We start from the raw sequence: 26168 nt of genomic DNA, 5'->3' as shown, positions 1-26168 counted from the left end.
GGGGTCAGGCTCCTGCGACGATGCTCATGACGGCCATGCGGACCGCGATGCCGAACGTGACCTGGTTCAGGATGACGGCCTGCTTGCCGTCGGCCACCGGTGAGTCGATCTCCACGCCGCGGTTCATCGGTCCGGGATGCATGACGATCGCATCGGGCTTGGCCAGCGCGAGCTTCTCCTGCGTCAGGCCGTAGTGCTTGAAGTATTCCTGCGCCGAGGGCAGCAGCGCGCCGCGCATGCGCTCGTTCTGCAGGCGCAGCATGATGATCACGTCCACGCCCTTGAGGCCTTCGGCCATGTCGGTGAACACGCGCACGCCCATCTGTTCGAGGCCGGACGGCAGCAGTGTCAGCGGGCCGATGGCCCGCACCTCGGGCACGCCCAGCGTGGTCAGCGCGTGGATGTCGGAGCGGGCCACGCGCGAATGCAGGATGTCGCCGACGATCGCCACCGTGAGCTTGGTGAAGTCCTTCTTGTAGTGGCGGATGGTGTACATGTCCAGCAGCCCCTGCGTCGGGTGCGCGTGGCGGCCGTCGCCGGCATTGATCACGTGTACGTGGGGCGCCGCGTGCTGGGCGATCAGGTGCGGCGCGCCGCTGGAGGCATGCCGCACCACGAACAGGTCGGCCTGCATGGCCGACAGGTTGTTGATGGTGTCCAGCAGCGACTCGCCCTTGCTGGCCGACGAGGCGTTGATGTTCAGGTTGTAGACGTCGGCCGACAGGCGCTTGGCCGCGATCTCGAACGTTGTGCGCGTGCGCGTGGAGTTCTCGAAGAACAGGTTGAACACGCTCTTGCCGCGCAGCAGCGGCACTTTCTTGATCTCGCGGTCGGCCAGCGGCACGAACGACTCCGCGGTGTCGAGGATCTGGTTCAGGATCGCGCGCGGCAATCCCTCCACGGTCAACAGGTGGGTGAGTTCGCCGTTGCTGTTGAGCTGCGGGTTACGCATGGTGCGGCTCCTGGGGCGGCAGGGTTTCGAAATCGATCTTGAAGGCATCGCCGGCGCGCGACAGCACGAGGCTCTGTCCCGGCGCCAGGTCGACGGTGGCCGCGGCGAAGTCGGCCGCCACGGGCAGCTCGCGCCCGCCCCGGTCCACCAGCACGGCCAGCCTGATGGAGGCCGGGCGCCCGTAGTCGAACAGTTCGTTCATGGCGGCGCGTATGGTGCGACCGGTGTAGAGCACGTCGTCGATCAGGACCAGGTGCTTGTCGTCCACGTCGAAGGCGATGTCCGAGGGCTTGACCTGGGGATGCAGGCCGATGCGCGCGAAGTCGTCGCGGTAGAAACTGATGTCCAGCTTGCCCGGCGCCTCGGGCAGGCCGAGGTCGCGGTGCAGCCGCTCGGCTATCCACGATCCCCCGGAGTGGATGCCGACCAGGTGGGTGCGGTCGGCGGGCAGCGTGTCCAGCAGCTTGCGCACGGCGTCGCGCAGCCGCGCATACAGCGCCTCGGCGTCGAGGTGGGGAGGAGTTGGATTCATGGCAGTCTCGGATCAGGGAGAACGGGGCGTATCGAAGTAGCTTTGCAGGATGATGGCGGCGGCCACCGCGTCCACGCGCAGCCCGCGGCCGGCCGCCCCCATCTCGGACTGGGCGGCCAGGCTGGTGCCGCGCTCGTCCACCAGCTCCACGGGCAGCCCGTAGCGGCCGTTCAACTGGTTGGCGAAGCGCCGGCACAGGGCCGTCATGGGCTGCTCGCCGCCGTCGGTATCCAGTGCCAGGCCCACCACCAGGCGGGACGGCTGCCATTCGCGCAGCAATTGCTCGACGCGGCCGAAGCGCGCCTCGCGCGTGGTATTGGCGATGACCTCCAGCGGGCGCGCGTGGCCGGTCAGCGTATTGCCGACGGCAACGCCGATGAACTGGGTTCCGTAGTCGAAGGCGAGCAGCGTTTCGTCAGGCATGGCCGGCTTCGCCCGCCAGCATGATCGGGGCGATGCCCAGCAGCGCCAGCGCGGCGTCGAAACGCTCGGCAGGCGGAACGTTGAAGATGACGTCGGACGACGCCGACACACTCAGCCAGGCGTTCTCGGAGATCTCGTCCTCGAGCTGGCCGGCGCCCCATCCCGCATAGCCCAGGGTGACCAGCAGCTTGCCCGGCCCCTGCCCGTCGGAAACCGCCTGCAGCACGTCGCGCGAGGTGGTCAGGGCCAGGTCGCCGACCTTGATGGAGGAGTTGTAGTCGCCCACCGGAGCATGCAGCACGAAGCCGCGGTCGGTCTGGACCGGTCCGCCGAAGAACACCGGGGTTTCCGCCTGCGGGGAATCGTCCAGCGACAGCTCGATTCGTTCGAACAGGCCCGCCAGGGTCAGGTCGGTGGGCCGGTTGATGACCAGGCCCAGCGCCCCCTTGGCGGTGTGTTCGCATACGTAGATGACGGCGCCGGCAAAGTTCGGATCGGCCATGGCGGGCATGGCGATCAGGAACTGGTTCGTGAGATCGATATTGGCGCGTTCGCTCATACCTGAATTGTAAACGCCCAGGGTGCGGGTCAGATCTCGACCATCTCAAAATCTTCCTTGCGGGCGCCGCATTCGGGACAAACCCAATTGGGCGGCACGTCTTCCCACTTGGTGCCGGGAGGAATACCCTCTTCCGGCAGGCCGGCTGCTTCGTCGTAGATCCAGCCGCAAATCAGACACATCCAGGTACGCATCGTCGTTCAATCTTACCAAGCCCCGCCCCCGCGAACCGGGAACCATCGGGCATCCATTAGAATCTCGCATCTTACCGAAACACCGTGGGCCACGCCCGGATCCCCGCCGGACGACCCCGCCTTTCGAGACTTTTCGTTGCCAGCCGCTCCCACGCCACCCCTCGTTCTGACCTTCGCCCCCTCCGACCCCAGCGCCGGCGGGGGTATCCAGGCCGACCTGCTGACCTGTGCCAGCATGGGATGCCATGCGCTGACCGTGCTGACGGGCTATACCGTGCAGGACTCGGCCGGCCTGGAGGACGGCGAAGCCGTCGCCCCCGAATGGATCGACGACCAGGCCCGCAGCCTGCTGGAGGACATGCCGGTGCGGGCCTTCAAGATCGGCGGGCTGTTCTCGGCCGAGGCGGTGGCGGCCGTGGCCGAGATCCTGGCCGACTACTCGGCCGTGCCGGTCGTGCTGCACCTGGGGGCCGACCCTCCGGACGCGGACGACGCCGAAACCGAGGACTCGGCCGAGGAAATCATGGCCGCCACCATCGAACTGCTGGTGCCCCAGGCGACCCTGGTCGTGGCCGACAGCCTGCGGCTGGAGCAACTGGTGGCGGACGGGCTGCTGGACCTGGATTCGGCCGACGAAACCGCGGCCCAGGCGCTGCTGCGCCGGGGCGCCGCCTGGGTGCTGGCGACCGGCCTGCATCAGCCCGGCGACATCGTGGTCAACACGCTGCGCGGCGGCGGCGACACCGCCGCCGAACCGGCCGGCGAATACCGCTGGCCCCGGCTGCCCGGCAATTTCCGCGGCGCCGGCCCGACCCTGTCGGCCGGCCTGGCCGCCCTGCTGGCCAGCGGCATGGACGTGCGCGACGCCACGGCCGAGGCCCAGGAATACACGTGGCAGGCGCTGGCCTCGGGCTTCCAGCCCGGCATGGGCCGGCTGCTGCCCGACCGCTTCTTCTGGGCCAAGCAGGGCGAACAGGCGGCGGCCGGCGACGCGGCCCCGCCCGACTCCACGGAACCCACGCCATGAGTCCCGATCCGGTCCCGACCCACCCCCTGCGCGGCCTGTACGGCATCACGCCCGAATGGGACGACACCGCCCGGCTGGCGGCCGCCGTGGAAACGGCCGCCCGCGGCGGGCTGCGCGCCGTGCAGTTGCGCCGCAAGCTGGCCGAACCGGCCAAGCGCCTGGAACAGGCACGCGCCTTGCGCGCCGCCTGCGACCGCCTGGACGTGCTCCTGATCATCAACGACGACTGGCGGCTGGCCATCGAGGCCGGCGCCGACGGCGTCCACCTGGGGCGCGAGGACGGCGACATCGCCCAGGCCCGCCAGGCCGGCGGACCGGCGCTGCTGATCGGCGCCTCCTGCTACGACGACATCGGGCGCGCCCGCGCCGCGCTGGCCGCGGGCGCCGACCACGTGGCCTTCGGCGCGGTGTTCGACTCTCCCACCAAGCCGGCGGCCGTGCACGCCCCGCTGTCCTGCCTGACCGAGGCGCGCAGCCTGCGGCGGCCCGACGCCAGCCGCCCTGCCATCGTCGCGATCGGCGGCATCACGCCGGCCAACGCCGGGCAGGCCGTCGCGGCGGGCGCCGACGCGCTGGCCGTCATCACCGCGCTATTCGGCGCCGACGACATCGAAGCCGCCGCGCGGGCCTTCGCCCAGGCCTGGGCCGAGGACCCCGCCGGCAATCCCACCAAGGCATGACCATGATCCGCAACGCAGAACTCTTCGAACGCGCCTGCCGCACCATTCCCGGCGGCGTCAATTCGCCGGTGCGCGCCTTCCGCTCGGTGGGCGGCACCCCGCCCTTCATCGAACGCGCCGCCGGTCCCTACACCTGGGATGCCGACAAGAAGCAGTACATCGACTACGTGGGCTCCTGGGGCCCGGCCATCCTGGGCCACGCCCATCCGGACGTGATCCGGGCCGTGCAGGAGGCCGCCGTCAACGGCCTGTCGTTCGGCGCCCCCACCGAGGCCGAGATCGAACTGGCCGAGATGCTGGTGCACCGCCTGCCCTCGATCGAGCAGGTGCGCCTGGTCAGTTCGGGCACCGAGGCCACCATGAGCGCGATCCGGCTGGCCCGTGGCTACACCGGCCGGGCCAAGATCGTCAAGTTCGAGGGCTGCTACCACGGCCATGCCGACAGCCTGCTGGTGAAGGCCGGCTCGGGCCTGCTGACCTTCGGCAACCCGACCTCGGCGGGCGTGCCGCCCGAGTTCACCTCGCACACCCTGGTGCTGGACTACAACGACATCGCCGGCGTGGAAGCCGCGTTCAAGCAGTACGGCGACGAGATCGCCTGCGTGATCGTGGAGCCGGTGGCGGGCAACATGAACCTGGTCCAGCCCGTGCCCGGCTTCCTGCAGGCGCTGCGCGACCAGTGCACCCGCTACGGCTCGGTGCTGGTCTTCGACGAGGTCATGACCGGCTTTCGCGTCGGCCCGCAGGGCGTGCAGGGCCGTACCGGGATCGTGCCCGACCTGACCACCCTGGCCAAGGTCATCGGCGGCGGCATGCCCATCGGCGCCTTCGGCGGGCGGCGCGACATCATGGCCCACATCGCCCCGCTGGGCGGGGTCTACCAGGCCGGCACGCTGTCGGGCAACCCCGTGGCCGTGGCCGCGGGCCTGACCACCCTGCGCCTGCTGGCCGAGCCGGGTTTCTACGAGAAGCTGGAAGCTCAGACCGGCAAGCTGGTGCAAGGCCTGCGCGCGGCGGCCGCCAGCGCGGGCGTGCCCTTCAGCGCCGATCACGTGGGCGGCATGTTCGGCCTGTACTTCCGCGACGCGGTGCCGACCTCGCTGGCCGAGGTCTCAGCCTCGGATACCGCCGCGTTCAACAAGTTCTTCCACGCCGCGCTGGTGCGCGGCGTGAGCTTCGCGCCGTCGGCGTTCGAGGCCGGCTTCGTCTCGATCGCCCACGACGACGACGTCATCGCCCGTACCGTCGCCATCGCCGGCGAGGCCTTCGCCGAACTCAACCCCTGATCCGACACACGGGGCGCAGGCCGCGCCCCGCCCTTTTCGCTCCGCGAGGACAGCCATGGCCGTCAATCTGCACATTCCCGCTCCCGAACTCGTCTTTCCGGTGGACGGCGTCGAAATCGGCGTCACCGAAGCCGGCATCCGCAAGGCCGACCGCCGCGACCTGACCGTCTTCAGGCTGGCCGAAGGCACCAGCGTGGCAGGCGTCTTCACGCGCAACCGCTTCCGCGCCGCGCCGGTGCAAGTTTGCGAGGAACACCTGGCGCAGTCGCTGCCCATCCGCGCCATGGTCATCAACACCGGCAACGCCAACGCGGGCACGGGCGAGCCCGGCCTGGCCGCCGCCCGCGCCACCTGCGACGCGCTGGCGAAGCTGCTGGGCCTGGACCCGCGCCAGGTCCTGCCCTTCTCGACCGGCGTGATCCTGGAACCGCTGCCGGTGGACCGCATCGAGGCCGGCCTGCCGGCCGCCGTCAAGGCGCTGGCGCCCGGCAACTGGACCGAGGCCGCGCACGGCATCATGACCACCGACACGCTGCCCAAGATCGTGTCCAGCAAGGCCAACATCGGCGGCCATCAGATCACCTTGACGGGCGTCAGCAAGGGCGCCGGCATGATCCGGCCCAATATGGCGACCATGCTGGGCTTCCTGGCCACCGACGCCGCCATCGCCCCGGCCCTGCTCAAGCGCATGGCGGGCCAGGTCGCCGACGTCTCGTTCAACCGCATCACGGTGGACGGCGACACCTCGACCAACGACTCCTTCATCATCGCCGCGACCGGCCGCGCCGGCCTGCGCGTCGAGTCCGAGTCGGACCCTCTCTATCCCGAGCTGCTGGCCACGCTGAAGGCCGCCGCGACCGAACTGGCGCAATTGATCGTGCGCGACGCCGAAGGGGCGACCAAATTCATGACCATCCGGGTCGAGGACGCCGGCAGCCAGGACGAGGCGCTCAAGGTCGCCTATTCGGTGGCGCATTCGCCGCTGGTCAAGACCGCCTTCTACGCCTCGGACCCCAACCTGGGGCGCATCCTGGCGGCCATCGGCTATGCCGGCATCGACGATCTGGACGTGGGCCGGGTCAACCTGTGGCTGGACGACGTCTGGGTGGCCAAGAACGGCGGCCGCAACCCGGACTACCGGGAAGAGGACGGCCAGCGCGTGATGAAACAGGCCGAGATCGCCGTGCGCATCTCGCTGGGCCGAGGCAAGGTGGCCGAGACGGTGTATACGTGCGATTTCTCGCATGAGTATGTGAGCATCAACGCCGACTATAGGTCGTAGAGGCCCCCTACGCCCCTCGGGCGCCCCCTCAAGGGGGCAATGCGCGAGGACCGGAAGGAAAGCCCCACCCCCTACGCCCTTCGGGCGCCCCCTCAAGGGGGCAATGCGCGAGGACCGGCAAAGCCGGATCCTCCGCATTCTGGATTAGAAGACCGTAATATCAGTCCTTAATAGATATAAGGACTGATATTGCGGTCTTTTTTGATTTTTGACAATATGTCTGCAATCTCGGTCCTTAAGTTATTTTAGGACTAATATTGCAGACATGAAACGCGACGAAACTCCGCTGCTGCCTGATGGCCGGGTGACCGAGGCACGATTGCTGGGCGAACGGATCACCCAATTGCGCCAGGGGCTGAAGCTGCGCCAGGCCGACGTCGCCGCGCGCGCGGGCGTCTCGCGCTCCACCGCCGTGCTGATCGAAAAAGGCGACCCCGGCCGCACCCTTGCACAGGTTCTGCGGTACATCCATGCGATGGCGCCGGACGTCTCGCTGTTAGCCCTGTTGTCGGGCGAGGCGCCCGCCCTGATCGCCCTTCATGCGCGCAAGCTCCCGCAACGCGTGCGCGCCGCGACCAGGAACGAGCTGCGCGACCTGGACTTTTGAGGACTGACCTTGCCCCCCCGTCGCTCCCACGACCGCGTCGCGATCTTCGCCCACATCGCCGACCGTGCCGACCACCGGCACCATTTCGTGCCTGCGGGGCTGCTGGACAAGGAACGCGCGGCTTCGGACCAGCAGGTCATGAGCTTCGCCTACGGCTTGCGCTATCTAAAACGCCCGGAGGCCTTCGATGTCGACCCTCGCGCGTTGAGCCTGGCGCGAGCGCGGGAACGTCCCGGTACACGCTGGTATCCATCGGCCGGACTGGATGAATTCGGCGGCATCCGTGACGCCGCCCCCGACGCCTGGGGCCGGCGCGTCATCGAAGCGCGGCTGAACGCCGCGCCCAACAGCCTGGACGAGTTCACCTATCTGCTTGAAGCGGGCAGCGATCGCGTGGGCGCGCTTGACGTACGCGAAGCGCTGGATGCACCGACCCGAAATCCGGCCGGGAATCTGGCGAGCCTGCCGTATCTGCTGCAAGCCGCTGCCGCCGTGGACGCGGGCGAGCCCGTCCCCGGCCATCTCATTCCGTACCTGGGCGGCGCTCCCTCGGCGGGCGGGGCACGCCCGAAGGCGTCCTTGCGCGACGAGGACGGCGTGCTGTGGCTGGCCAAATTCCCCGCGCGAAACGACGCCTACGACATGGCCGTCGTCGAAGCCGGCGCCCTGGACCTGGCTCGCGCGGCAGGCCTCACTGTGCCACCGCTGCGAGTCCTCGCCGTCGGAGCCCAGCGCGTGCTGCTGGTGCGCCGCTTCGATCGCTACTGGGCGCCGGCCGGCCAGCCCTTGCCGGTCGGCTCTCGCGGCTATGACTCCCGGCCCCAGGCCGGTTTCACCGAGGGGCGTATCCCGCAAGCCAGCGCGCTGACGATGATGGGATGTCCGGAGATGGACTCCGCGGCCAAAGGCTACAGGGATCTTGCACAGACCATACGCGAACAGGTGGCGCCTGCCTGCATCGCGGCCGACAACGAAGAATTGTTCGCCAGGATGGCACTGAACATCTTCGTCAACAACGATGACGACCATCTGCGCAATCACGCCTTCTCCTATGACGCCCAATTGTCCGGTTGGCGGCTGAGTCCGCTCTATGACGTCGTCCCGCGTCCGACGGTCGCGCGAGAGCGCCGGCTGCACCTGAGCGTGGGCCTGCAAGGAAAGCTCGCCACACTGGACAACGCCATGAGCGAGTTCGCGGCTTTCGTTCCCGACAAGCCCGCCGCGCTGGCCGTGATCCGCCGCGTATGGGGTGCCGTACGCAGTTGGAAGCAAGTATTCGAAGCGCACGGTGCCACACCTTCGCTCATCCGCACGCTGGAGCAGGCCATCCGCCCCTTGAGCGACATCGCCAGCCCGGAATTGGAACGCGAGTTGCGACGACATCCGCCCGCCCCGCCGGGCGCGCCATCGAAAAAAATGGTGCAATACCCGATGCCGTAGATGGATACCGGCCCGTGCGGCCTGCCCGCCCGGGCCGGTATCCGTCGTTCAAGAACACGATCCGGGGCCCGCGCGGCGCCGGCCGAAGATAGGAACGCCGCTGTGCCGAACGAGTCCTCCCCACCTGTCGATCTGGCCTCTTTCCTGAAACGCGCCGAGGGCGTCCTCGCCCAGCTCGAAGCCTGGTTGCCCCCCGCCCCGCCCCCCGTGGACTGGAACTCCCACGCCTTCCGCTGGCGCAAGCGCGGAACGCGGGGCTGGCTGGAGCCGGTGCGGCACATCGCGCGCATCGACATGGACGACCTGCAGCACATCGACCGCCAGAAAGAAGTGATCGACCGCAATACGGTGCAGTTCCTGGAAGGCAAGCCGGCCAACAACGTGTTGATGACCGGCGCCCGCGGCACCGGCAAGAGTTCACTGGTGAAGGCCATGCTGGCCACCTATGGCGACCGCGGGCTGCGGCTGATCGAGGTCGACAAGAGCGACCTGGGCGACCTGCAGGAGATCGTCGAGACCGTGGCCGAGCGGCCGGAGCGTTTCCTGGTCTTCGCCGACGACCTGTCGTTCGAGGAAGGCGAGGCCGGCTACAAGGCGCTCAAATCAGTGCTGGACGGCTCCATCGCCGCCTCGACCCAGAACGTGCTGATCTACGCCACGTCCAACCGGCGCCACCTGATGCCGGAATACATGCACGAGAACCTGCAGGCCAAGCATCAGAGCGACGGCGAGATCCACCCGGGCGAAACCGTCGAGGAAAAGATCTCGCTGTCCGAGCGCTTCGGCCTGTGGCTGTCCTTCTATCCGTTCAAGCAGGATGACTACCTGGATATCGTCGCGCACTGGCTGCGCGACCTGGGATGCAGCGAGGAGTCCATCGCGCGCTCGCGCACGTCGGCGCTGCAATGGACGCTGGAGCGCGGCTCGCGCTCCGGCCGGGTCGCCTGGCAATTCGCGAAAGACTGGGCCGCAAGGGATGTCCCCCCCCCTACGCGCTGACAGGAGGGCTCCCCCCTACGCGCTTGCGCGCGCCCCCCAGGGGGCGGCACTGGCGGACCGGCGGAGCCGGATCCGCTGTGCCCTGGGTATTGTTCTTGTGTGGATTGCATTTTAGGAAGGATTATGGGGTCTCTGGGTTCTGGGGTGAAAGTCGTCGATGTCGCGGTGGGGGTGATGCTGCGGCCGGACGGCAGCCTGCTGCTGGGCCAGCGGCCCGAAGGCAAGCCTTATGCGGGATGGTGGGAGCTGCCCGGGGGCAAGCTGGAGCCGGGCGAGACGATCTTGCAGGCCCTGGCGCGGGAGCTGAAGGAAGAGCTGGGCGTGACGGTGCTGGAGTCATCGACCTGGGTCACGCACGTGCACGCCTACTCGCACGCCACCGTCAGGCTGTATTTCTGCCGCGTCACGCGCTGGGAAGGCGAGCCTCGGGGGCTGGAGTCGCAGGCGCTGCAATGGGGGCGGATACGGGATGCGGGCGCGGCCGAGATACAGGCGGCGCGGCACGATCACGCGGAACGGTTGAAGGCGCTGGAAGCGCGCATCGCCGGGGGCGAACAGCCGACCGACCTGGAAGCGGCCCAGGCGCGCGCGCAGGCGCCCGAGGATGCGCTGGGACTGGCGCTGGAGCCGCGCATCGGCCCCCTGCTGCCGGCCACGCTGCCGCCGCTGCGGTGGCTGCACGTGCCCGACACCTATGCCATTACCGACATCGGCACGCCCGACAAGGTCGACGCCTTCCTGCAACGCCTGGACGCCGCGCTGGCATCGGGCCTGAAGCTGGTCCAGTTCCGTGAACCGGGCTGGCCCGGCGGCGCGGCCGGCGAAGGACTGCGCCAGGTGCTGAAGCAGGTGGCGGCGCGCGCCCGGTCGGCCGGTGCGCGGGTCCTGCTCAACAGTGCCCATCCACGCGACTGGATCGCCGATGCCGACGGCGTGCATCTGCGCGCCGCCGACATCCCGGGCCAGCGCCCCGCGCTGCCACCCGGCGCGATGCTGGGCGTATCGGCCCACGACGCCGCGGAACTGGAGCGGGCGCGCCAGCTGGACGCCGACTTCGCGGTGCTGGCCCCGGTGCTGCCCACGCGCTCGCATCCCGGCCAGCCCGGCCTGGGCTGGGAAACCTTCGGCACGCTGGCGCTGCATGCCGGCCTGCCGGTGCTCGCGCTGGGCGGACAATCCGCGGACACGCGCGCGACGGCCGTGGCGCACGGCGCGCACGGCATCGCCGGCATCAGCGGTTTCTGGGGCGGCTGATCCCGGACAGCGGGCCGGCGGCGGCCGGCCCCTCGGCATCCCGGCCGCGTCACTGCACGGTGATGCTGGCCTCCTTGATCACCTTCTCCCAGCGCGCGGCCTCGGTATCGATCAGGCGCTTGAACTCGGCGGGCGTATTGCCCACCGTGATGCCGCCGTGCGCCTGCACCTTCTCCTTGACGTCCGGCGACCGGGCGATCCGCGCGAATGCGGCGGCCAGCTTGCCGACGATCTCGGGCGACGTGCCGGCGGGCGCGACCACGCCGTTCCAGACGGTCGCCTCCAGGTCCAGGCCCTGTTCCTTCAGCGTCGGCAGCTCGGGCATGGAGGCCAGGCGCTCGCCGCTGGTCACGCCCAGACCGATCACCCGGCCCGACCGGATCGGCGCCATGCCCGAGCCGGTGAAGGCGAAATGGATGCGGCCGGCGTTCAGATCGACCTCGGCCGAGGCGGTGGACTTGTACGGCACGTGCAGGGTGTCGACTCCCGCCATGGACGCGAACAGCGCGCCCACCAGATGCGGCGACGTGCCCGACCCCGGCGACGAGTAGTTGAGCTGGCCCGGCCGGGACCTGGCCAGCGCGACCAGTTCCTTCACGTTCTTGACGCCCAGCGTGGGGCTGGCCATCAGGTAGAACGGCAGCGCCGCCACCATGGAAACCGGCGCGAAGTCGCGCTTGGGATCGTAGGTGATGTTGGGATACAAGGAAGGGTTGATCGACAGCGTGGTCACCGACGCCATCAGCAGCGTATAGCCGTCCGGCGCGGCCTTGGCGACGTAGTCGGCGCCTATCATGGTGCTGGCGCCGGCCTTGTTCTCCACGATGACCGGCTGCTTGAGTTCGCGCGCCAGCGCATCGGCGAAGATGCGCGATACCGTGTCGGCGACGCCTCCGGGCCCGTGCGGCACCACCAGCTTGATGGGCCGGTCCGGATACTCGGCATGCGCCGCCAGCGCCGGGATCGCCGCCAGCGCCATGGCCGCGGCAAGAGTCTTGATGCGTGTCTTCATGCTGTCTCCTGTTTTCATGTGCGGGACGGGCGCCGGCCTCCCGGCCCCGTCCGGCGGAAAAGGCTTATTGTCCGTTCGCTTCCAGCGGCACGTTCCAGGCGTCGTAGCCGTAGACCCAGTCCGGGTTGGTGGACTCGCGCATCCAGTTGTTGGCGCTCGACCCGGCCTGCACCGCCGACGTGCGGGGCTTGCGTACCTGCTCGAACAAGCGGAACGCCGCGTCGAGATCGCTGCCGTGGGCGGCCACGCAGCGCGCCAGCACGACCGAGTCCTCCAGCGCCATGGCCGCGCCCTGGGCCATGTAGGGCGTCATCGGATGGCAGGCGTCGCCCATCAGCACGATGTTGCCCCGTCCCCAGCTCGGCAGCGGATCACGCTGGAAGATCGCCCATTTGTGCACGTCGGGGCAGGCCGCCAGCACCGCGCGCACGTCGGGATGGAAATCGGCGTAGGCCGCACGCAGCACGTCCAGGTCGCCCTTGGCCGACCACGATTCGGGGGTCAGCCAGCCCGCGTCCTCGGGCTGGCTGGTGACGAAATAAATCTCGTCCTGGCGCCGGGTGACGTAGTAGATGACGATGTGGCGGTCCGGCCCCCACCATTTCGTGCGCGACTGGCCGATATCGAGCGCGCCCAGCCGGCTGGCCGGGAACGTCGTCCGGTAGGCGACGCGGCCGGTGAAGCGGGGCTGCTCCTCGCCCAGCAGCAGCTCGCGCACCAGGGAATGCACGCCGTCGGCGCCGATGACCGCGCGGGCACGGGCCTCGGTGCCATCCTCGAAGCGCAGCGCGACCTCGCGATCGCCCTGGTCCAGATGCACCAGCTTCTTGCCCAGCGAAATCTGCGCCTGCGGCACCTGTGCCGCCAGCGCCGCATGCAGGTCGCCCCGGTGCATGGCCAGGAAAGGCATGCCGTAGCGCTCCAGGACGGCCCCGGCCAGCGGGAACTCGTTCGTCACGGCGCCGGTGTCGTGCGCCCGGTTCAGCGACGACTTGGGCGAAAAAGCGATTTCTTCCAGTTGCGGGCGCAGCCCCAGCCCATCGAGCACCCGCATGGCATTGGGCGACATCTGGATGCCCGCGCCGATGCGCGCGAACTGCCGCGCCTGCTCGTAGACCTGTACGGCCACGCCCTGCGCGCGCAGCGCGGTCGCCGCCGCCAGTCCGCCTATACCCGCGCCGATGATCGCAACCGGCAACTCCGACTTCGTCATGAAACTCCTCCAAGGGTCCGCCATTGCGGAAGCGCCCATTATTGGAGCCGGGACATATCGAGTAAATTGCAGAACAGCTCTAGCAGCTATAGAACTTCTCTATGTGACGCGAGACAGGCATGGATATCAAGCAACTCGAGTACTTCGTCCAGGTCGTCGACGCCGGCAGCTTCACACGCGCCGCCATGGTGCTCGAAATGACCCAGCCTTCCCTGAGCCGGCAGATCCGCCTGCTGGAGGTGGAGCTGCACGAACACCTGCTCTACCGCAACGGCCGCGGCGTGGAACCGACCGAGGCCGGCAGGCGCCTGCTGGAACATGCCCGGGTCGTCCTGGCCCGTCTGGCCACCGCGCGCCAGGAAATCCACGAACTGAAGGCGGTGCCGCGGGGCAAGATCGTGGTCGGCTTTCCGCCGCGCATCGCCCACCTGCTGGCGCCCAGCCTGGTGCGCGGCTTCCGCGAACGCCTGCCCGGCGCCGCGCTGACCGTGACCGAAGGACTGAGCGTCAGCCTGCGGGAGTGGCTGCACGAAGGCCGGGTCGACGTCGCGCTGCTGTACGACCCCGCCCCGGGCGAAACGCTGGACTACGAGCCGGTATTCCAGGAGGAACTGATGCTGGTGGGATGCGTGCCCGGTCCGGGCGAACGCCTGCCGGAGTCGCTGCCGGTCGATGCGCTGGCGGACTATCCGCTGATCCTGCCCTGCGAGCCCAACACCATCCGCGCGGTGGTGGATGCGGCCTGCCGCCGGCGCGGCATCGCGCTGGACATCGTCGCCGAGGTCAACGCGGTGCACACCATGGTGGCCCTGGCCGAAAGCGGGGAAGGCTACGCGCTGCTGTCGGCCAGCGCCATCGGGCCGCAGCGCCGCGCCGGCACGCTGGCCACGGCCCGCGTGCACTCGCCGTCCATGCACAACAACCTGATCATGTGCACGGCGCGGCTCCAGCCGCTGACCCGGTTGACGCGGGAAACCATGCAACTGCTGCGGTCGCTGGGCATCCGGACGCTGCTGGAGAACTCCTAGCTCAGTTCATCGACTGCGGCGAAGGAAACAGCCGGCCCGAGGAATCCCCGCTCAGGTCGTCGGTTTCCAGGGGCGCGCCGGGTATGGCGAATTTCTCGGCCGCCCACGCTCCCAGGTCGATCTGGCGGCAGCGTTCGGAGCAGAAGGGCCGCCAGGCGTTGTCGGGGCTCCATGGAGCCGGCCTGGCGCAGGTGGGGCATTTGACTTTCTTGACCATGGCCGCATTGTAGCCAGGGGACGAGCGATGCGCCGCCCTCAGAAACTGTTGCACAACGTCAGCTGGAAGGGCACGTCGGCCGCCACCGGCTGCGGCTTCAGATCGCCTCCCTGGGACGAGAAGCGCACCGACACCATGTACTTGTTGGCGCTGACCTCGGGGAACACGCCCAGCGCCTCGTCGACATAGATGCGCAGCAGCTGGTAGGCCTTGCCGCCCAGCATCTGCTGGAAGGCGCCGCCCTCGGCCACCACCGCGACCTGCCGGCCCGATTCGCGCAGCATCTTCAGCACGATGGCCAGGCCGTCGCGTATGGGCAGGAAGGGTTCGACCCACTGGGCCAGGTCCTGGACGCGATGCTCGACGGGCTTGTGCTTCCAGGCGTGGAAGGACGGGACGTCGAATTCGCAGGCACCGCCCGGGATCGCCAGGCGGCTGCGTATGCTGGTCAGCCATTCGTTCTGCCGCAGCGGCTGGCCGGTCTTGCCCTGGGCCACGAGCGCGCCCGCGGCCTGCTCGATGCTGGACAGCATGACGTCCAGGGTCTGGCGATCGACGCCGGGATGCTCGCGCAGCGAACTCAGGGATTGGCGATAGCGCTCCAGGTCCTGGAGCAGTTCGGACTTGAGATCGGCCCGCGCCGACACATCCAGGATTTCGAACAGCGTGGTCAATGCGACGTGATGCCCGCGGGCATCCGGTTGCCGCACGAAGAAGAACAGATTGTCGAAGAGGCTTTCCAGACGCAGCAGCGTTCGGACGCGCTCGTTGAATGGGTATTCGTAAAGAACCACGTAGACCGTCCGGAATCGGAATTTCGTAGAAATATACCTGTACGGCATGGACACGGCGACACTTGCCTTGCCCGCTTCCGAACGGCGCCTTGCGCGGGCGCTTCGGAACACCTCCATTGTAGGTACGGAGCCAACGGGAAAAACACTCAACCGTAGCTCGATCACCCCCTACTTTGAAGCAGGCGGCCCCGCAATGCGGTTTCGAGTTGTGACGCCCGCCGCGTCGGCCGCTTCCAGCAGGGCTTCGTGGAAGTCGCGATGCAGCGAGGTGTCGGGCGCATCGCGATGGCGCAGGATGCCCACCATGCCCTGCCGGCGCGTGGGCAGGTCCAGCGCCACCAGTTGGCCGGCGGCCTGAAAATAGCGCAGCACGCGGCGCGACAGCGCGGTCAGCAGATGGGCCCGCTGCATCATCGCCACCAGCATCAGGATGCCGACGGCCTCGACCCGGTAGCGGGGCGCGGGCAGGCCGGCCAGCGCGAACTCGGCGTCCAGTTCGCGGCGCAGCGGATTGCCCTGGGGCGGTACCACCCAGCCGCATCCCTCCAGGTCCGCCCAGGCCAGCCCCCGGCGGCCGGCCAGCGGATGCGACGGCGGCGCGGCCACCGCGATGCTTTCGCTATAGACCGGCGTGCAGCGCAGGCGGCCGTCGATGGCATCGCCTTCCAGGCGCGTCACCACGAAGTCCAGGCGGCGCTCCAGCAGCAGCGGCAGGAGCTGGTCCAGGGTCGACTCGGTAATGGACAGACGGGTCTCGGGCCGCCGCGCCAGCAGCAGGGCCACGCTGTCGGGCAGGAGCCCGGTCGAGACCGTGGCCGTCACCCCGATGGACAACTGGCCGTCCGCGCCTTCGGCCATCAGCGCCATGGCCTGGCTGGCGCGCTCGACTTCGGCCAGCATGACGCGGGCGTGTTCGGCCATGGCCGTGCCGAAGCGCGTGGGCACGAGGCCGCGCGAATGACGCTCGAACAGCGGCACCCCCAGTTCGGCCTCCAGCTCGGCCAGCCACTTCGACAGGGCCGGCTGCGTCATGCACAGGCGTTCGGCGGTGTGGCTGAGATTGCAGGTATCGGCCAGGCTGCTCAGCACTTCGAGCTGCCGGATGCGCAGTCGCCGGGTCCAGTCCATTGCCATGAATTTTAGATATGACAGCACCGAACTTTATCATTGGAACCAAATACCTCTCCGTTCCCATAATGCAGGCACGGCGCCGACCAGACTGGCTTCAGCCAGCCCACCCCCTTCCACGGAGACATCCCATGCAACCGCTTGCGCGCCTTTTCCTCGCCCTCGTCCTCGTTGCCACCGCCCCCTGGGCGCGGGCCGCCGGCTATCCCGACCACCCGGTCAAGCTGGTCGTCAATTTCGCCGCCGGCGGACCGCTGGACCTGGTCGCCCGCTTGATCGCCGAACAGGCCGCATCGCGCCTGAAACAGCCCGTCATCGTCGAGAACCGCGCGGGCGCCGGCGGCAACATCGGCGCCGAGTACGTCGCCCGCTCGCCCAAGGACGGCTATACGGCGCTGGTCAGCGTCGACCACCTGCTGACGATCAATCCCTCGGTCTACAAGAACATGGGGCTGGATCCCTACCGCGACCTCGTGCCGGCCGGCATCTTCGGCACCACCTCGCAGGTGCTGGTGGCCCATCCCAAGCTGGGGTTGAAGGACTTCCGCGACTTCCTGGAGCGCGCCAGGAAAGAGGACCTGACCTACGCCTCGGCCGGCCTGGCCTCGCCCGGGCACCTGACCTTCGAACTGCTGAAGGCCCGGACCGGCATACGCGGCACGCACGTGCCCTACAAGGGCAATGCCCCGGCACTGTCCGACGTGGTGGCGGGACACGTGCCGCTGGCCTTCGTGGCCTCGTCCAACACGCTGCCCTATGTGCGCTCCGGCGCGCTGCAGGCCCTGGCCACGTCCGCCGCCACGCGCAACCCCCAGTTGCCGCAGGTTCCCACCGCCCAGGAACAGGGCGTGCCCGACTTCGACGTGCAGTTCAGCCAGGTGGTGCTGTTCCCCGCGGGCACGCCGGCGGCCGTGGTGAAGACGTGGGAAGGCCTGCTGCACGACATCCTGGAAAGCCCCGAGGTGCGCCGCCAGCTGGATCAGATGGCAGTAACGCCCTTCTGGGCGGACTCGGCGCGGACCACGGCCTGGCTGCACGATACGCGCACGCGCTGGGAAGCCTTGATCCGTACGCTGGACATCCAGTAAAGCCTTGGCGGGTCGCTAGCCGGTCGGTGCGGGCAGATCCAGCCAGACGCGGTGCTGGGCCAGGGTGCGTTGCGCCAACTGCCCGGGCGTGGTCTCGCCGTCGTTGACGATGACGTCGTCGGCCACCGCCAGGCGCTGGGCGCGCGTGGCCTGGGCGGCCATGATGCGGGCCACCATCTCGGGAGCCAGGCCGCTGCGGCGCTGGACGCGCCGGACCTGGGTGGCCTCGTCGCAGTCGACCACGCAGATGCGGTCCACCCGGTCCCGCCAGCGGCCGGACTCCACCAGCAGCGGCACCACGAAGACCTGGTAGAGCCCCTGGCGCCCGGCCGCCTCGCGCTCGACCTCCTGGCCGATGAGCGGGTGGATCAGCGCTTCCAGCCGCGCCTTGGCCTGGCCGTCGGAGAACACCAGGGCCCGCATCCGGGGGCGATCCATCGCGCCGTCTGGACCGATCATGTCCGGACCGAATTCGCGCCGCACGGGCTCGATGGCCAGTCCGCCCGGGGCGGTCAGCGCATGCGCGATGGCATCGGTATCGATCACGGCCGCGCCCTGCGCCTCCAGCAGATCCGCCACGGCGGTCTTGCCGGATCCGATGCCGCCCGTCAGGCCCACGCGCAGGGGCCGGACGCGGGAAGAGGAAAGTGTGCCTACCATGCCAGCAGCTTAATCCATGCATCGCCCGCGAACAGCGCGGCCACGCCCGCCGCCGCCAGGTACGGCCCGAAGGGCAGCGGCTGGCCGCGCCGCACCCGGCCGGCGATCATCAGCACTCCGGCCACCGCCACGCCTGCCAGCGAGGCCGCCACCATGACCAGCGGCAGGCTCTGCCACCCCAGCCAGGCGCCGATCGCGGCCAGCAGCTTGAAGTCGCCATAGCCCATGCCTTCCTTGCCCGTCAGCAGGCGGAACAGCCAGTACACGGACCACAGCACCCCGTAGCCCGCCATCGCGCCGATGACCGCGTCGGGCAGGAAGGCGAAGCCGCCCCACAGGTTGACGAACAGGCCCGCCCACAGCAGCGGCAGCGTCAGGTCATCCGGAAGCAGCGAGGTCTGGTGGTCGATCACGGCCAGCGCCAGGCAGACCGCGCAGAACGCCATGGCCGCCAGGCTGCTCCACGTCACGCCGAACACGGCCACGCAGGCCGCGAACAACGCCGCCGCCGCGAGTTCCACCAGCGGGTACTGCCAGGAGATGGGCGCGGCACAATGAGCGCAGCGGCCGCGCAGCACGAGCCAGCCCAGCACCGGGATGTTGTGGCGCCACGAAATGGGATGCCGGCAGGCCGGGCAGTGCGAAGCGGGATAGGCCAGGTCGAAGCGCGCCGGTTCGGGCGGGGAGTCGCCATGCAGTTCGGCGCACTGCTCCTGCCAGGCACGCTGCATCATCTGCGGCAGCCGCGCGATCACGACGTTGAGGAAGCTGCCCACCACCAGCCCCAGCACGGCGGCGGCCGTATGGGCCAGCCACGGGGTGGCCGCGAGTATCTGCACGAATGACATAGGCAAGAATGAAAACGCCGCCACGGCGGCCCCCCGCAAGCTTAACCGCCCCACGGGTCTCGCGTGGAGCGGTTGCTGCGATAAATGTCCTACCGCCGCGGCACGGCATCCATCGGCCGGCCGCATTTCCCGTCGCATGCCGGCAGACGCAACAGGTTAGACTTGCGGTAAATCTCAAGAGCCGGAGCCGTGATGATCAACCCGCCCCTTTCTTCCCGCCCCGCACCTTCCCGCCTTGCCACCCTGGCCGCCGTCCTGGTCGTGGCGGCCGGACTGGGCGCGTGCTCCATCCCCCTGCCCGACCGCGAACGCTCCGGCACCCTGACCGCCGCCGACGCGGTGATCCCGCCGCCGCCCGCCGTGAAGCAGGAACAGGCCGAACGAGGCAGGCAGGACCGGGGCGTGCCCCTGGCCCAGCCCCAGACCTTCCGCGGCGTGATCCCCTGCGCCGACTGCGCCGGCCAGCGCGTCACGCTCACGCTGCTGCCCGACTGGACCTGGCGCATGCGCCGCGTGTATTTCGGCACCCGCGACAACAAGGAACTGAGCTTCGTCAGCACCGGCCGCTGGGAACGCCTGTTCGATTCGCCCGACCAGATCCGCCTGATCGGCGACCGCAACGAAGGCGGACTCTACGAGTTCATCTCCGCCACCACGCTGCGCATGCTGGACCAGAATGGCGAACCCATCCAGTCCACGCTGAACTACGCCCTGACCCAGCAGTTCGAGGTGGATTTCATTACCGACACCTTCACGATGCGCGGCAAGGTCGTACCCAAGGACGGCCAACCCACCTTCGCCATCTGCAGCACCGGCAAGCGCTACCCGGTAGCCTCCGCCGGCCAGGCCCAGGCACTGGCCGACGCCTACGCCAAACTGCGCGTGGCGCCCGGCACCCCGGTCCTGATGTGGATAGACGGCCACATCGCCCGCAACGGCGAACCCCCGGTGGAGTCGGTGGTCGTGGACAAACTGGCCCGCGGCACCCTGGACAGCCCCTGCGAGGACTAGGGTCCCCCCCTACGCGCTGACGCGCGCCCCCCAGGGGGCCGACGGCGGGGGACCGGCGAAGCCGGATCCCCCATGTCGTGGTCTTGTGGGGCCATCTTGGTACGTCGCACGGGTGCTATCGCTGGCTGCCAGCGGTAGCTACGGTGTGACGTGCCAAGAAACAGGTACTAGACCCAGGAAACCGCGGATCTGGCTTTGCCAGTCCGCCGGTTTCGCCCCCTGGGGGGCGCGCGTAAGCGCGTAGGGGGGGTTCCTCTACCTAGCGCGTGAGATCCGGACTTCCGCGCCGCGGCGCTTCACTTCCAGGCCTTCGGACGGCAGGATCTTCAGGCCTTCCAGGCCCTTGGCGTAGCTCGATCCCTGCATCTGCATGACGCGGATCTTGTTGCGCATCACGCTGGGGTTGTGCACGGGCATGCCGAACAGCCAGACCTCGTCCAGGATGCGGGCGGAGTTGAATTCGCCGGTGTGCTGGGCGGCGGGGCCCAGGCACAGCATGTGGCCTTCGCGGCCGAAGACCGGCAGGCGGTCCAGTCCGCATTCGAAGGTCCAGCTCGTGCCGCCCTCGTAGCGCCAGCCCGTGTTCAGATCCCACCAGGCTTCCCCCTTGGGGAAATAGACGCGGATCTGGTTGCCCGGCTGCACCGCGGGCACGACCAGCAGGGCCGGGCCGAGCAGGTATTGCAGCTCGTGGGCATGCGCCTCGGGATCATCCGGGAAGGACAGCGCCATGGAACGCTGCACCGGCAGGCCGGTGCGGGCCGCGTCCTCGATCACGCCCAGCACGTAGGGAATGAGCCGGTAGCGCCACTGCATCAGCGTCTGCACGTGCTGGAAGGCTTCGTCGCCGAAATCCCAGGGCAGCAGCCCCGGCACCGCGTGGAAGCGCAGGTGCGAGCTAAACACGCCGGCCGCCAGCCAGCGCAGGTACAGCTCGGGCGTCATGGTTCCCAGCGGATGCTCGGGCGAACCGATGTCGTGGGCATGGGCCGGCAGGCCGCTGGCGCCCGAGGTCAGCGCGGCGCGCAGCGATTCGGCCAGGCCTTCCCAGGTATTGGGCACCGACACCGGCGCCTGCATGGGCAGGCGCTGGCCGGTCGGGAAGAGATCGCGGCTCCACACCACGCCTTCGGGCGGAGTCTTGTTCCAGGCCGCCGCCTCGAACAGGCAGCGCTTGGCCAGCATGGGATAGGCCGTGCGCAGCCGTGCGCCGGTATCGCCGTTGCGCGCCTCGACGCCGTCGGGAATGTCGAACTGGATGTCGCAGGACACCGCATCGACGCCCTCGTCCATGACCTGGCGGATCTTGTCGCGCCAGAAGGTCCACACGTCGCGATGGGTCAGGTCGAGCAGGCCGAAGCTGCCGCCGGCGCTGGCGGGCACGCCCGCGAACACCTGGGCGGCGCCGGACTCATCGGTCAGCAGCCAGCCCTTGTCCTCCAGCTCGGCGAACATGGGGCTTTGAGTGGGCACGCCCGGAAAGCCCGGTGCGCACACCTTCAGGTCCAGGCCCTTGAACTCGCTCAGCACCTGGCGCGGATCCGGGAAGCGGGCGGCGTCCCATTCCAGGTTCAGCTTGGCGCGGATCTCCCAGGCCGCGGGCGGGCGGAACGACACGGCGTCGACGGGCACGCCGCGGCTGCGCATCTGGCCGGCCACGGACGCGAGCTGTTCGGCGCCGGTGCCGGCCGCCTGGTGCAGCCACGCGCCCATGCTCCACAGCGTGGGCTGCCCGGCGCGGCCGGTCAGCTGGGTGTACTGGTTCAGGATCTCGGCCGGCTCGCCCACGAACAGGAACACGTCCAGCTGGGCGTCGGCGACGGTCACCACATAGCTGTCGGGCGCGAATTCGGGCAGGCCGATGTCGTGCACGACGGATTCGAGCGTATTGACGTACAGGCCCCAGCCGCGCGGGCTCCAGGCCAGCGGCAAGGCGCGCGACTCGGCCTCGTCGGAGACGACGCGCTCGGCGCGGCGATCCAGCATGATGCGGCTTTCGCCCAGGCCGTGGACGGCTTCACCGGTCGCGAGGTCGAAGCACAGGGCCCACGACGCCGGGGCCGAGGCGTCCTCGGTGCCAAGCGGGCACAGGTCCTCGTCGGCGGACGAGACCAGCACCTGCTGCCCCTTGCGGTACAGGGCCAGCCGCACGGGATTGGCGGCGATCTCGAGCACGTTGTCGCCCTGGACGATGCGCCAGCCTGACTGGCCGGCCACGTCCGCCTGTTCAACCACGGCCTCGCCTATGGCCTCGTCCCGGGCCAACAGGTCATGCAGGGCCGCGGCGCGCGTGGCCGAGCCGGAGGCCGGCTTGCCGGTCGCGGCGGGCGTGCCCATGCTCAACCGGAACACACCTGGCGCGCTGGCCTCGACCAGTACCGCCTGGCCCTGGTCTGTCGTGAAACGGACGGCAGCCGGGCTGGATGTGTTGAGAGACAGGGATTCCAGACGCTGGTAGCGGGAGGAGTCGAATTGAAGTGGCACAGGTTTCCCTCGATCGCTTTCGACAGATTGGCAATAGCAAAGACGCAACCCCTCGCGAGGCCCCGCTATCCGCCCCGAATGCGGCAGATGACCGCACTTTTTCGCCAAAACCTCTATTTTGACGGATTCGGAGAGGCAAATAAACCGTGGAAGCAGCCTTCTCCCGTCCAAGCGCGCCTCGCGGGGCTCCACGGGAGACCCGGCAAGGCCGTATCCGGGGCCATCCTTCGCCCCTGGAAGCGGCGGATCGGGACGCACGGGCCGGGCACCGCGCGCCCTCGGGCACGTCTTTTTGCTGTTAATCCTTCTATTTTCCCACGATTCGGCCCAGGATCAGCGCCAGGCGATCATTCGCAGCAAATCCCCTTCCAGCACCATGGGTTCTCCCTCCAGGGAAGCGGCCAGTATGTCGCCCCCCAGGGCGGACCAACTGAGCCCGCGCGAGGCATAGCCCGAGGCGGCCCAAAGCCCGCCGTGGACGGGCGATTCGCCTATCACCGGCAGCCTGCCGGGCAGTACGGCGCGCCAGCCGGCCCAGCCCGTGAGCGCGCCGGGATCCAGGCCGGCACCGGCCAGTTCCGGCAGCAGCCGGGCGGCCCGTTCCAGGTTGACCGCATGGCCCTCGGCCGTGGCGACGGCCTGCGCGGCCTCGTGCACATAGGTGCTGCCGGCCACGCAGGCGCCGTCCACGGCGGGCAGCACATAGCCGTCGCCCGCCACCACGCAGTGCGGCGGGCGCCAGCCGGCATCTTGCGCCGGAAGCAGCGTGATCTGCCCCGCTATGGCCTTTTGCCCGAAGAAGCCCGGCAGTTCGCCGCCAGTGGGCGCCAGGCCGCTGGCAGCCAGCAGCCGGGGAGCCTGGGCGGCATTGGCCAGCACCACGATCTCGGCCTCGGCCAGCGTGGCGCCCTGCCCATCGACCGCCCGCCACCGCCGCCCCGCGGGCACATCGGCCGGCAGCGGCTCGATGCGGGCTACGCCGGCGGCCCGGACTTCGATGCCAGGGCGGGACAGCAGCGCAGCGCCCAGCAGGCGCGGGCGTACGCGCAGTCCGCCGGGGAAATACACGCCGCCGCGCGCCGCCGGGCAGCCGGCCAGTTCGCTGGCCTCATCCCTCGTCACCGGGCGCACCCAGTCGGCTGGAAAGCCCAGTTCCTCCAGCATGGCATGCATGCCGGCCTCTTTGTCGTCCGACTTGGCCTGCTGCACGGTGCCGCAGCGGGCGACGATCCCGCCATCCATCCACGGCGTCCAGCGCGCGGCCGCGCGCAAGGCCCCGGCGCGGCTCAGGCGCGCGCGCGGGCTGTCATCCCGGGCCAGCAGCGGCGTCAGCGCGGCAGCCAGGTGGCCGGCCCCCTGCGCCGGGGCTCCCCACGCCGCGTCGAACACGGACACGCGCCAGCCGCGCAGCGCCAGCGCATGCGCCACACCAGCCCCGGCGATGCCCGCCCCCACCACCACGGCATGGCGCTCGGCGAAGGACGGTGGTTCGGCCGGCGGGTGGCGGCGCTCGAAACGCGGTGCGTAGCGCGCCACCGTCATGTGGAGCTTGCCGCCGAAGCCGTCCCGGCGCTCCACCTCGAAACCCGCCGTCTGCAAGGCCCGGCGCATCACGCCGGCGCTCGCCCAGGTCGCCGCCGTGGCGCCCGGCGCGGCCAGCCTGGCCAGCGCGCGCATCAGCGGCTCGGACCACATGCCGGGATTCAGCGTGGGCTTGAAGCCATCCAGGAAAAAGGCGTCCGCGCGCAGGACCAGCCGGGGCACGACCTGTTCGGCCAGGCCGAAGGCCAGGGTCAGCGTCACCGCCCCGCCATCCAGGTCCAGCCGGTGCAACCCCGGCAGGAGCGGCGGCCATTGCGCCAGCAACTGCGCGGCCATGTCCTGCCAATCGGCGGGCAGCCGCGCGCGCAACAGTTCCGCCAGGTCCTCGCGGGTGAACGGATGGGCCTCGACGGACACCACATGCAGCCGCCGGCTGCGCCGGGGATCGTCGCGCCAGGCCCGCCACAGCGTCAGGAAGGTCAACCCCAGCCCGAATCCCGTCTCGCACACGGTGAACCGCTCGCGTCCGCGCCATCGCTCCGGCAAACCGTTGCCCGCCAGGAACACATGGCGAGCCTGCTCCAACGCCCCCTGGGCGGCATGGTAGATGTCGCCGTAGAGCGGGCTGTAGGGCAGGCCATCCTGATCGAAGGCTGGCCGGGAAGGAGTCAAAGGAATAAACACGGCGAGGATGATACCCCCCTACGCCCTTCGGGCGCCCCCAGGGGGCGATGCGAGCGGACCGGAAGGGAAGCCCACCCCCTACCCGCTACGCGGGCCCCCTCAAGGGGGCGATGCGGGTGGACCGGCAAAGCCGGATCCACCGCATCCTGGGTCTAGTACCGTTATCTTGGGTTTGGCACGGGTGCTATCGCTGGCTGCCAGCGGTAGCAACGGTGATCCAATCCAAGAAGCGCGTACTAGACCCAGGAAACCGCGGATCTGGCTTTGCCAGTCCGCCGGTTTCGCCCCCTGGGGGGCGCGCGTAAGCGCGTAGGGGGGGTACACTTCCTCTATGAGCATCTCCGCAGCTCCCACCATGGACAAACCCGTCCCGCTGGATCTCTTCAAGGCGCTCGAAGCCGCCGTCACCGCCGCGCATGCCGGCGCCGCGATCCTGCAGGCCTATGCGCACAAGCGCTCGGAACTGGTGATCGACCTGAAGGCCCGCAACGACCTGGTCTCGCAGGCGGACCGCGAGGCCGAGATCGCCATCATCGAAGTCCTGCGCGCGCGCACGCCGCAATACGGCATCGTGGCCGAGGAAACGGGCGGATCGCCCTCGGGCCCCGCCAGCTGGTACATCGACCCGCTGGACGGCACCACCAACTTCGTCCACGCCATTCCCCACTACGCCGTCTCCATCGCGCTGGTCGCCCACGAGGGCTGCGGCATCGCCTTCGAGGAAGCCCGGTGCGAGCCGGGACCGGTGGTGGGCGTGATCTACGATCCCTGCCGCGAAGAGATGTTCACCTCGGTCCGGGGCGTGGGCGCCTGGCTCAACAGCCACCGCATCCACTGCTCGCGCACCGAAACGCTGGCCGATGCCCTGCTGGCCACGGGCTTCCCCTACAGCGACATGTCGTTCACCGAAAGCTACCTGCCCATGCTGCGCGACGCCATGCACGGCACGCGCGGCGTGCGGCGCAACGGCGCCGCGGCGCTGGACCTGGCCTGGGTGGCCTGCGGACGCTTCGACGGTTACTGGGAACTACGGCTCAAGCCGTGGGACGTCGCCGCCGGCACGCTGCTGGTGCGTGAAGCCGGCGGACAGGCCTTCGATCCGTTCGGCCAGGCCCCCTGGCCCGAACAGGGCAACATCGTCGCGGGCGGCCCCGGCGTGGCCAAGGCCCTGCACGAGCTGATCGGCCCCAATCTCAAGGCCGCCGGCGCGGCCTGAAGGCCCGA

26 protein-coding genes are annotated in these 26168 nt (G+C 69.4%); 12 read left to right on the top strand and 14 right to left on the bottom strand.

What is annotated here, in order from left to right:
- Positions 1-4: 4 nt before the first annotated feature.
- Genes WKR98_RS09705 through WKR98_RS09685 form a run of 5 tightly spaced genes read right to left on the bottom strand, consistent with a single transcriptional unit; the run spans position 5 to position 2660 of the window.
- Complete coding sequence (locus WKR98_RS09705; protein WP_124687910.1) at positions 5-1000, bottom strand: aspartate carbamoyltransferase catalytic subunit; 996 nt, start codon at positions 998-1000, stop codon at positions 5-7.
- Entirely contained in the window at positions 945-1484 is a 540-nt protein-coding gene (gene pyrR, locus WKR98_RS09700) for a bifunctional pyr operon transcriptional regulator/uracil phosphoribosyltransferase PyrR (protein ID WP_341432752.1), read from the bottom strand. Before pyrR ends, WKR98_RS09705 begins: the two co-directional genes overlap by 56 nt.
- 12 nt (positions 1485-1496) lie before the next feature.
- Positions 1497-1907, bottom strand: a complete 411-nt coding sequence (gene ruvX / locus WKR98_RS09695; RefSeq protein ID WP_124687908.1) for a Holliday junction resolvase RuvX — start codon at positions 1905-1907, stop codon at positions 1497-1499.
- Entirely contained in the window at positions 1900-2466 is a 567-nt protein-coding gene (locus WKR98_RS09690) for a YqgE/AlgH family protein (protein ID WP_124687907.1), read from the bottom strand. Before WKR98_RS09690 ends, ruvX begins: the two co-directional genes overlap by 8 nt.
- Positions 2467-2495: 29 nt before the next feature.
- On the bottom strand, positions 2496-2660 hold the full coding sequence (locus WKR98_RS09685; RefSeq protein ID WP_087780643.1) for a rubredoxin: 165 nt from the start codon (positions 2658-2660) through the stop codon (positions 2496-2498).
- Between the two features lie 136 nt (positions 2661-2796).
- Between WKR98_RS09685 and thiD the strand changes: the two genes are divergently transcribed.
- The 8 genes from thiD (at position 2797) to WKR98_RS09645 (ending at position 11235) form a co-directional block, all read left to right on the top strand.
- Positions 2797-3687 (top strand): bifunctional hydroxymethylpyrimidine kinase/phosphomethylpyrimidine kinase, encoded by an 891-nt coding sequence (gene thiD, locus WKR98_RS09680; protein ID WP_124687906.1) that lies wholly within the window; start codon positions 2797-2799, stop codon positions 3685-3687.
- The gene (thiE, locus tag WKR98_RS09675) at positions 3684-4367 is read left to right on the top strand and encodes a thiamine phosphate synthase (RefSeq protein ID WP_341432751.1); all 684 of its coding nucleotides are present in this window, start codon (positions 3684-3686) and stop codon (positions 4365-4367) included. The genes thiD and thiE overlap by 4 nt, the downstream gene beginning before the upstream one ends.
- A gap of 2 nt (positions 4368-4369) precedes the next feature.
- Positions 4370-5653, top strand: a complete 1284-nt coding sequence (hemL, locus tag WKR98_RS09670; protein ID WP_341432750.1) for a glutamate-1-semialdehyde 2,1-aminomutase — start codon at positions 4370-4372, stop codon at positions 5651-5653.
- 55 nt (positions 5654-5708) lie between these two features.
- The gene (gene argJ, locus WKR98_RS09665; protein ID WP_341432749.1) at positions 5709-6935 is read left to right on the top strand and encodes a bifunctional glutamate N-acetyltransferase/amino-acid acetyltransferase ArgJ; all 1227 of its coding nucleotides are present in this window, start codon (positions 5709-5711) and stop codon (positions 6933-6935) included.
- 265 nt (positions 6936-7200) lie between these two features.
- On the top strand, positions 7201-7542 hold the full coding sequence (locus tag WKR98_RS09660; protein WP_130357041.1) for a helix-turn-helix domain-containing protein: 342 nt from the start codon (positions 7201-7203) through the stop codon (positions 7540-7542).
- Between the two features lie 9 nt (positions 7543-7551).
- A complete protein-coding gene (locus tag WKR98_RS09655; protein ID WP_341432748.1) occupies positions 7552-8982 on the top strand; it encodes a type II toxin-antitoxin system HipA family toxin in 1431 nt (476 codons plus the stop codon).
- Positions 8983-9114: 132 nt separating this feature from the next.
- Positions 9115-9981 carry an ATP-binding protein gene (locus tag WKR98_RS09650; RefSeq protein WP_445936095.1) on the top strand — a complete coding sequence of 289 codons (867 nt, stop codon included), beginning with the start codon at positions 9115-9117 and terminating at the stop codon, positions 9979-9981.
- A 144-nt stretch (positions 9982-10125) separates the two neighbouring features.
- Positions 10126-11235, top strand: coding sequence for a thiamine phosphate synthase (locus WKR98_RS09645; RefSeq protein ID WP_341432746.1), 1110 nt, complete (start codon positions 10126-10128; stop codon positions 11233-11235).
- Positions 11236-11284: 49 nt separating this feature from the next.
- On the opposite strand, the gene WKR98_RS09640 is transcribed toward WKR98_RS09645, so the two are convergent.
- On the bottom strand, positions 11285-12247 hold the full coding sequence (locus WKR98_RS09640; protein ID WP_161567696.1) for a Bug family tripartite tricarboxylate transporter substrate binding protein: 963 nt from the start codon (positions 12245-12247) through the stop codon (positions 11285-11287).
- A gap of 64 nt (positions 12248-12311) precedes the next feature.
- The gene (locus WKR98_RS09635; RefSeq protein ID WP_341432745.1) at positions 12312-13460 is read right to left on the bottom strand and encodes an FAD-dependent monooxygenase; all 1149 of its coding nucleotides are present in this window, start codon (positions 13458-13460) and stop codon (positions 12312-12314) included.
- Positions 13461-13579: 119 nt separating this feature from the next.
- Between WKR98_RS09635 and WKR98_RS09630 the strand changes: the two genes are divergently transcribed.
- The gene (locus WKR98_RS09630) at positions 13580-14488 is read left to right on the top strand and encodes a LysR substrate-binding domain-containing protein (RefSeq protein ID WP_341432744.1); all 909 of its coding nucleotides are present in this window, start codon (positions 13580-13582) and stop codon (positions 14486-14488) included.
- 1 nt (position 14489) lies between these two features.
- On the opposite strand, the gene WKR98_RS09625 is transcribed toward WKR98_RS09630, so the two are convergent.
- The 3 genes from WKR98_RS09625 to WKR98_RS09615 all read right to left on the bottom strand — a co-directional run bounded on the left by WKR98_RS09625 (position 14490) and on the right by WKR98_RS09615 (position 16633).
- On the bottom strand, positions 14490-14705 hold the full coding sequence (locus WKR98_RS09625; RefSeq protein WP_124687896.1) for a DNA gyrase inhibitor YacG: 216 nt from the start codon (positions 14703-14705) through the stop codon (positions 14490-14492).
- A gap of 38 nt (positions 14706-14743) precedes the next feature.
- Complete coding sequence (gene zapD / locus WKR98_RS09620; protein WP_124687895.1) at positions 14744-15499, bottom strand: cell division protein ZapD; 756 nt, start codon at positions 15497-15499, stop codon at positions 14744-14746.
- 168 nt (positions 15500-15667) lie between these two features.
- Positions 15668-16633: a LysR family transcriptional regulator gene (locus WKR98_RS09615; RefSeq protein ID WP_341432743.1), complete on the bottom strand. Its 966-nt coding sequence runs from the start codon at positions 16631-16633 to the stop codon at positions 15668-15670.
- 125 nt (positions 16634-16758) lie between these two features.
- Between WKR98_RS09615 and WKR98_RS09610 the strand changes: the two genes are divergently transcribed.
- Entirely contained in the window at positions 16759-17715 is a 957-nt protein-coding gene (locus WKR98_RS09610; protein ID WP_341432742.1) for a Bug family tripartite tricarboxylate transporter substrate binding protein, read from the top strand.
- Between the two features lie 15 nt (positions 17716-17730).
- Here the strand turns inward: WKR98_RS09610 and coaE are convergent, their stop codons facing one another.
- A complete protein-coding gene (gene coaE / locus WKR98_RS09605; RefSeq protein ID WP_124687892.1) occupies positions 17731-18375 on the bottom strand; it encodes a dephospho-CoA kinase in 645 nt (214 codons plus the stop codon).
- Positions 18369-19349, bottom strand: a complete 981-nt coding sequence (locus WKR98_RS09600) for a prepilin peptidase (RefSeq protein WP_445936079.1) — start codon at positions 19347-19349, stop codon at positions 18369-18371. Before WKR98_RS09600 ends, coaE begins: the two co-directional genes overlap by 7 nt.
- Before the next feature lie 66 nt (positions 19350-19415).
- On the opposite strand from WKR98_RS09600, the gene WKR98_RS09595 reads away from it, so the two are divergent.
- On the top strand, positions 19416-20234 hold the full coding sequence (locus WKR98_RS09595) for a copper resistance protein NlpE N-terminal domain-containing protein (RefSeq protein ID WP_341432741.1): 819 nt from the start codon (positions 19416-19418) through the stop codon (positions 20232-20234).
- A 255-nt stretch (positions 20235-20489) separates the two neighbouring features.
- On the opposite strand, the gene WKR98_RS09590 is transcribed toward WKR98_RS09595, so the two are convergent.
- Entirely contained in the window at positions 20490-22718 is a 2229-nt protein-coding gene (locus WKR98_RS09590; protein ID WP_124687890.1) for a glycoside hydrolase family 31 protein, read from the bottom strand.
- Positions 22719-23051: 333 nt separating this feature from the next.
- Positions 23052-24953, bottom strand: a complete 1902-nt coding sequence (gene mnmC / locus WKR98_RS09585; RefSeq protein ID WP_445936094.1) for an FAD-dependent 5-carboxymethylaminomethyl-2-thiouridine(34) oxidoreductase MnmC — start codon at positions 24951-24953, stop codon at positions 23052-23054.
- 346 nt (positions 24954-25299) lie between these two features.
- Here mnmC and WKR98_RS09580 point away from each other — a divergent pair, with 346 nt between their 5' ends.
- Positions 25300-26160, top strand: coding sequence for an inositol monophosphatase family protein (locus tag WKR98_RS09580; protein WP_124687888.1), 861 nt, complete (start codon positions 25300-25302; stop codon positions 26158-26160).
- Positions 26161-26168 lie beyond the last annotated feature (8 nt).

This window comes from Pigmentiphaga sp. YJ18 (assembly GCF_038066655.1).
In the GTDB taxonomy this organism is placed as follows: Bacteria; Pseudomonadota; Gammaproteobacteria; order Burkholderiales; family Burkholderiaceae_B; genus Pigmentiphaga.
This window is presented reverse-complemented; position numbering and strand designations above follow the sequence as displayed.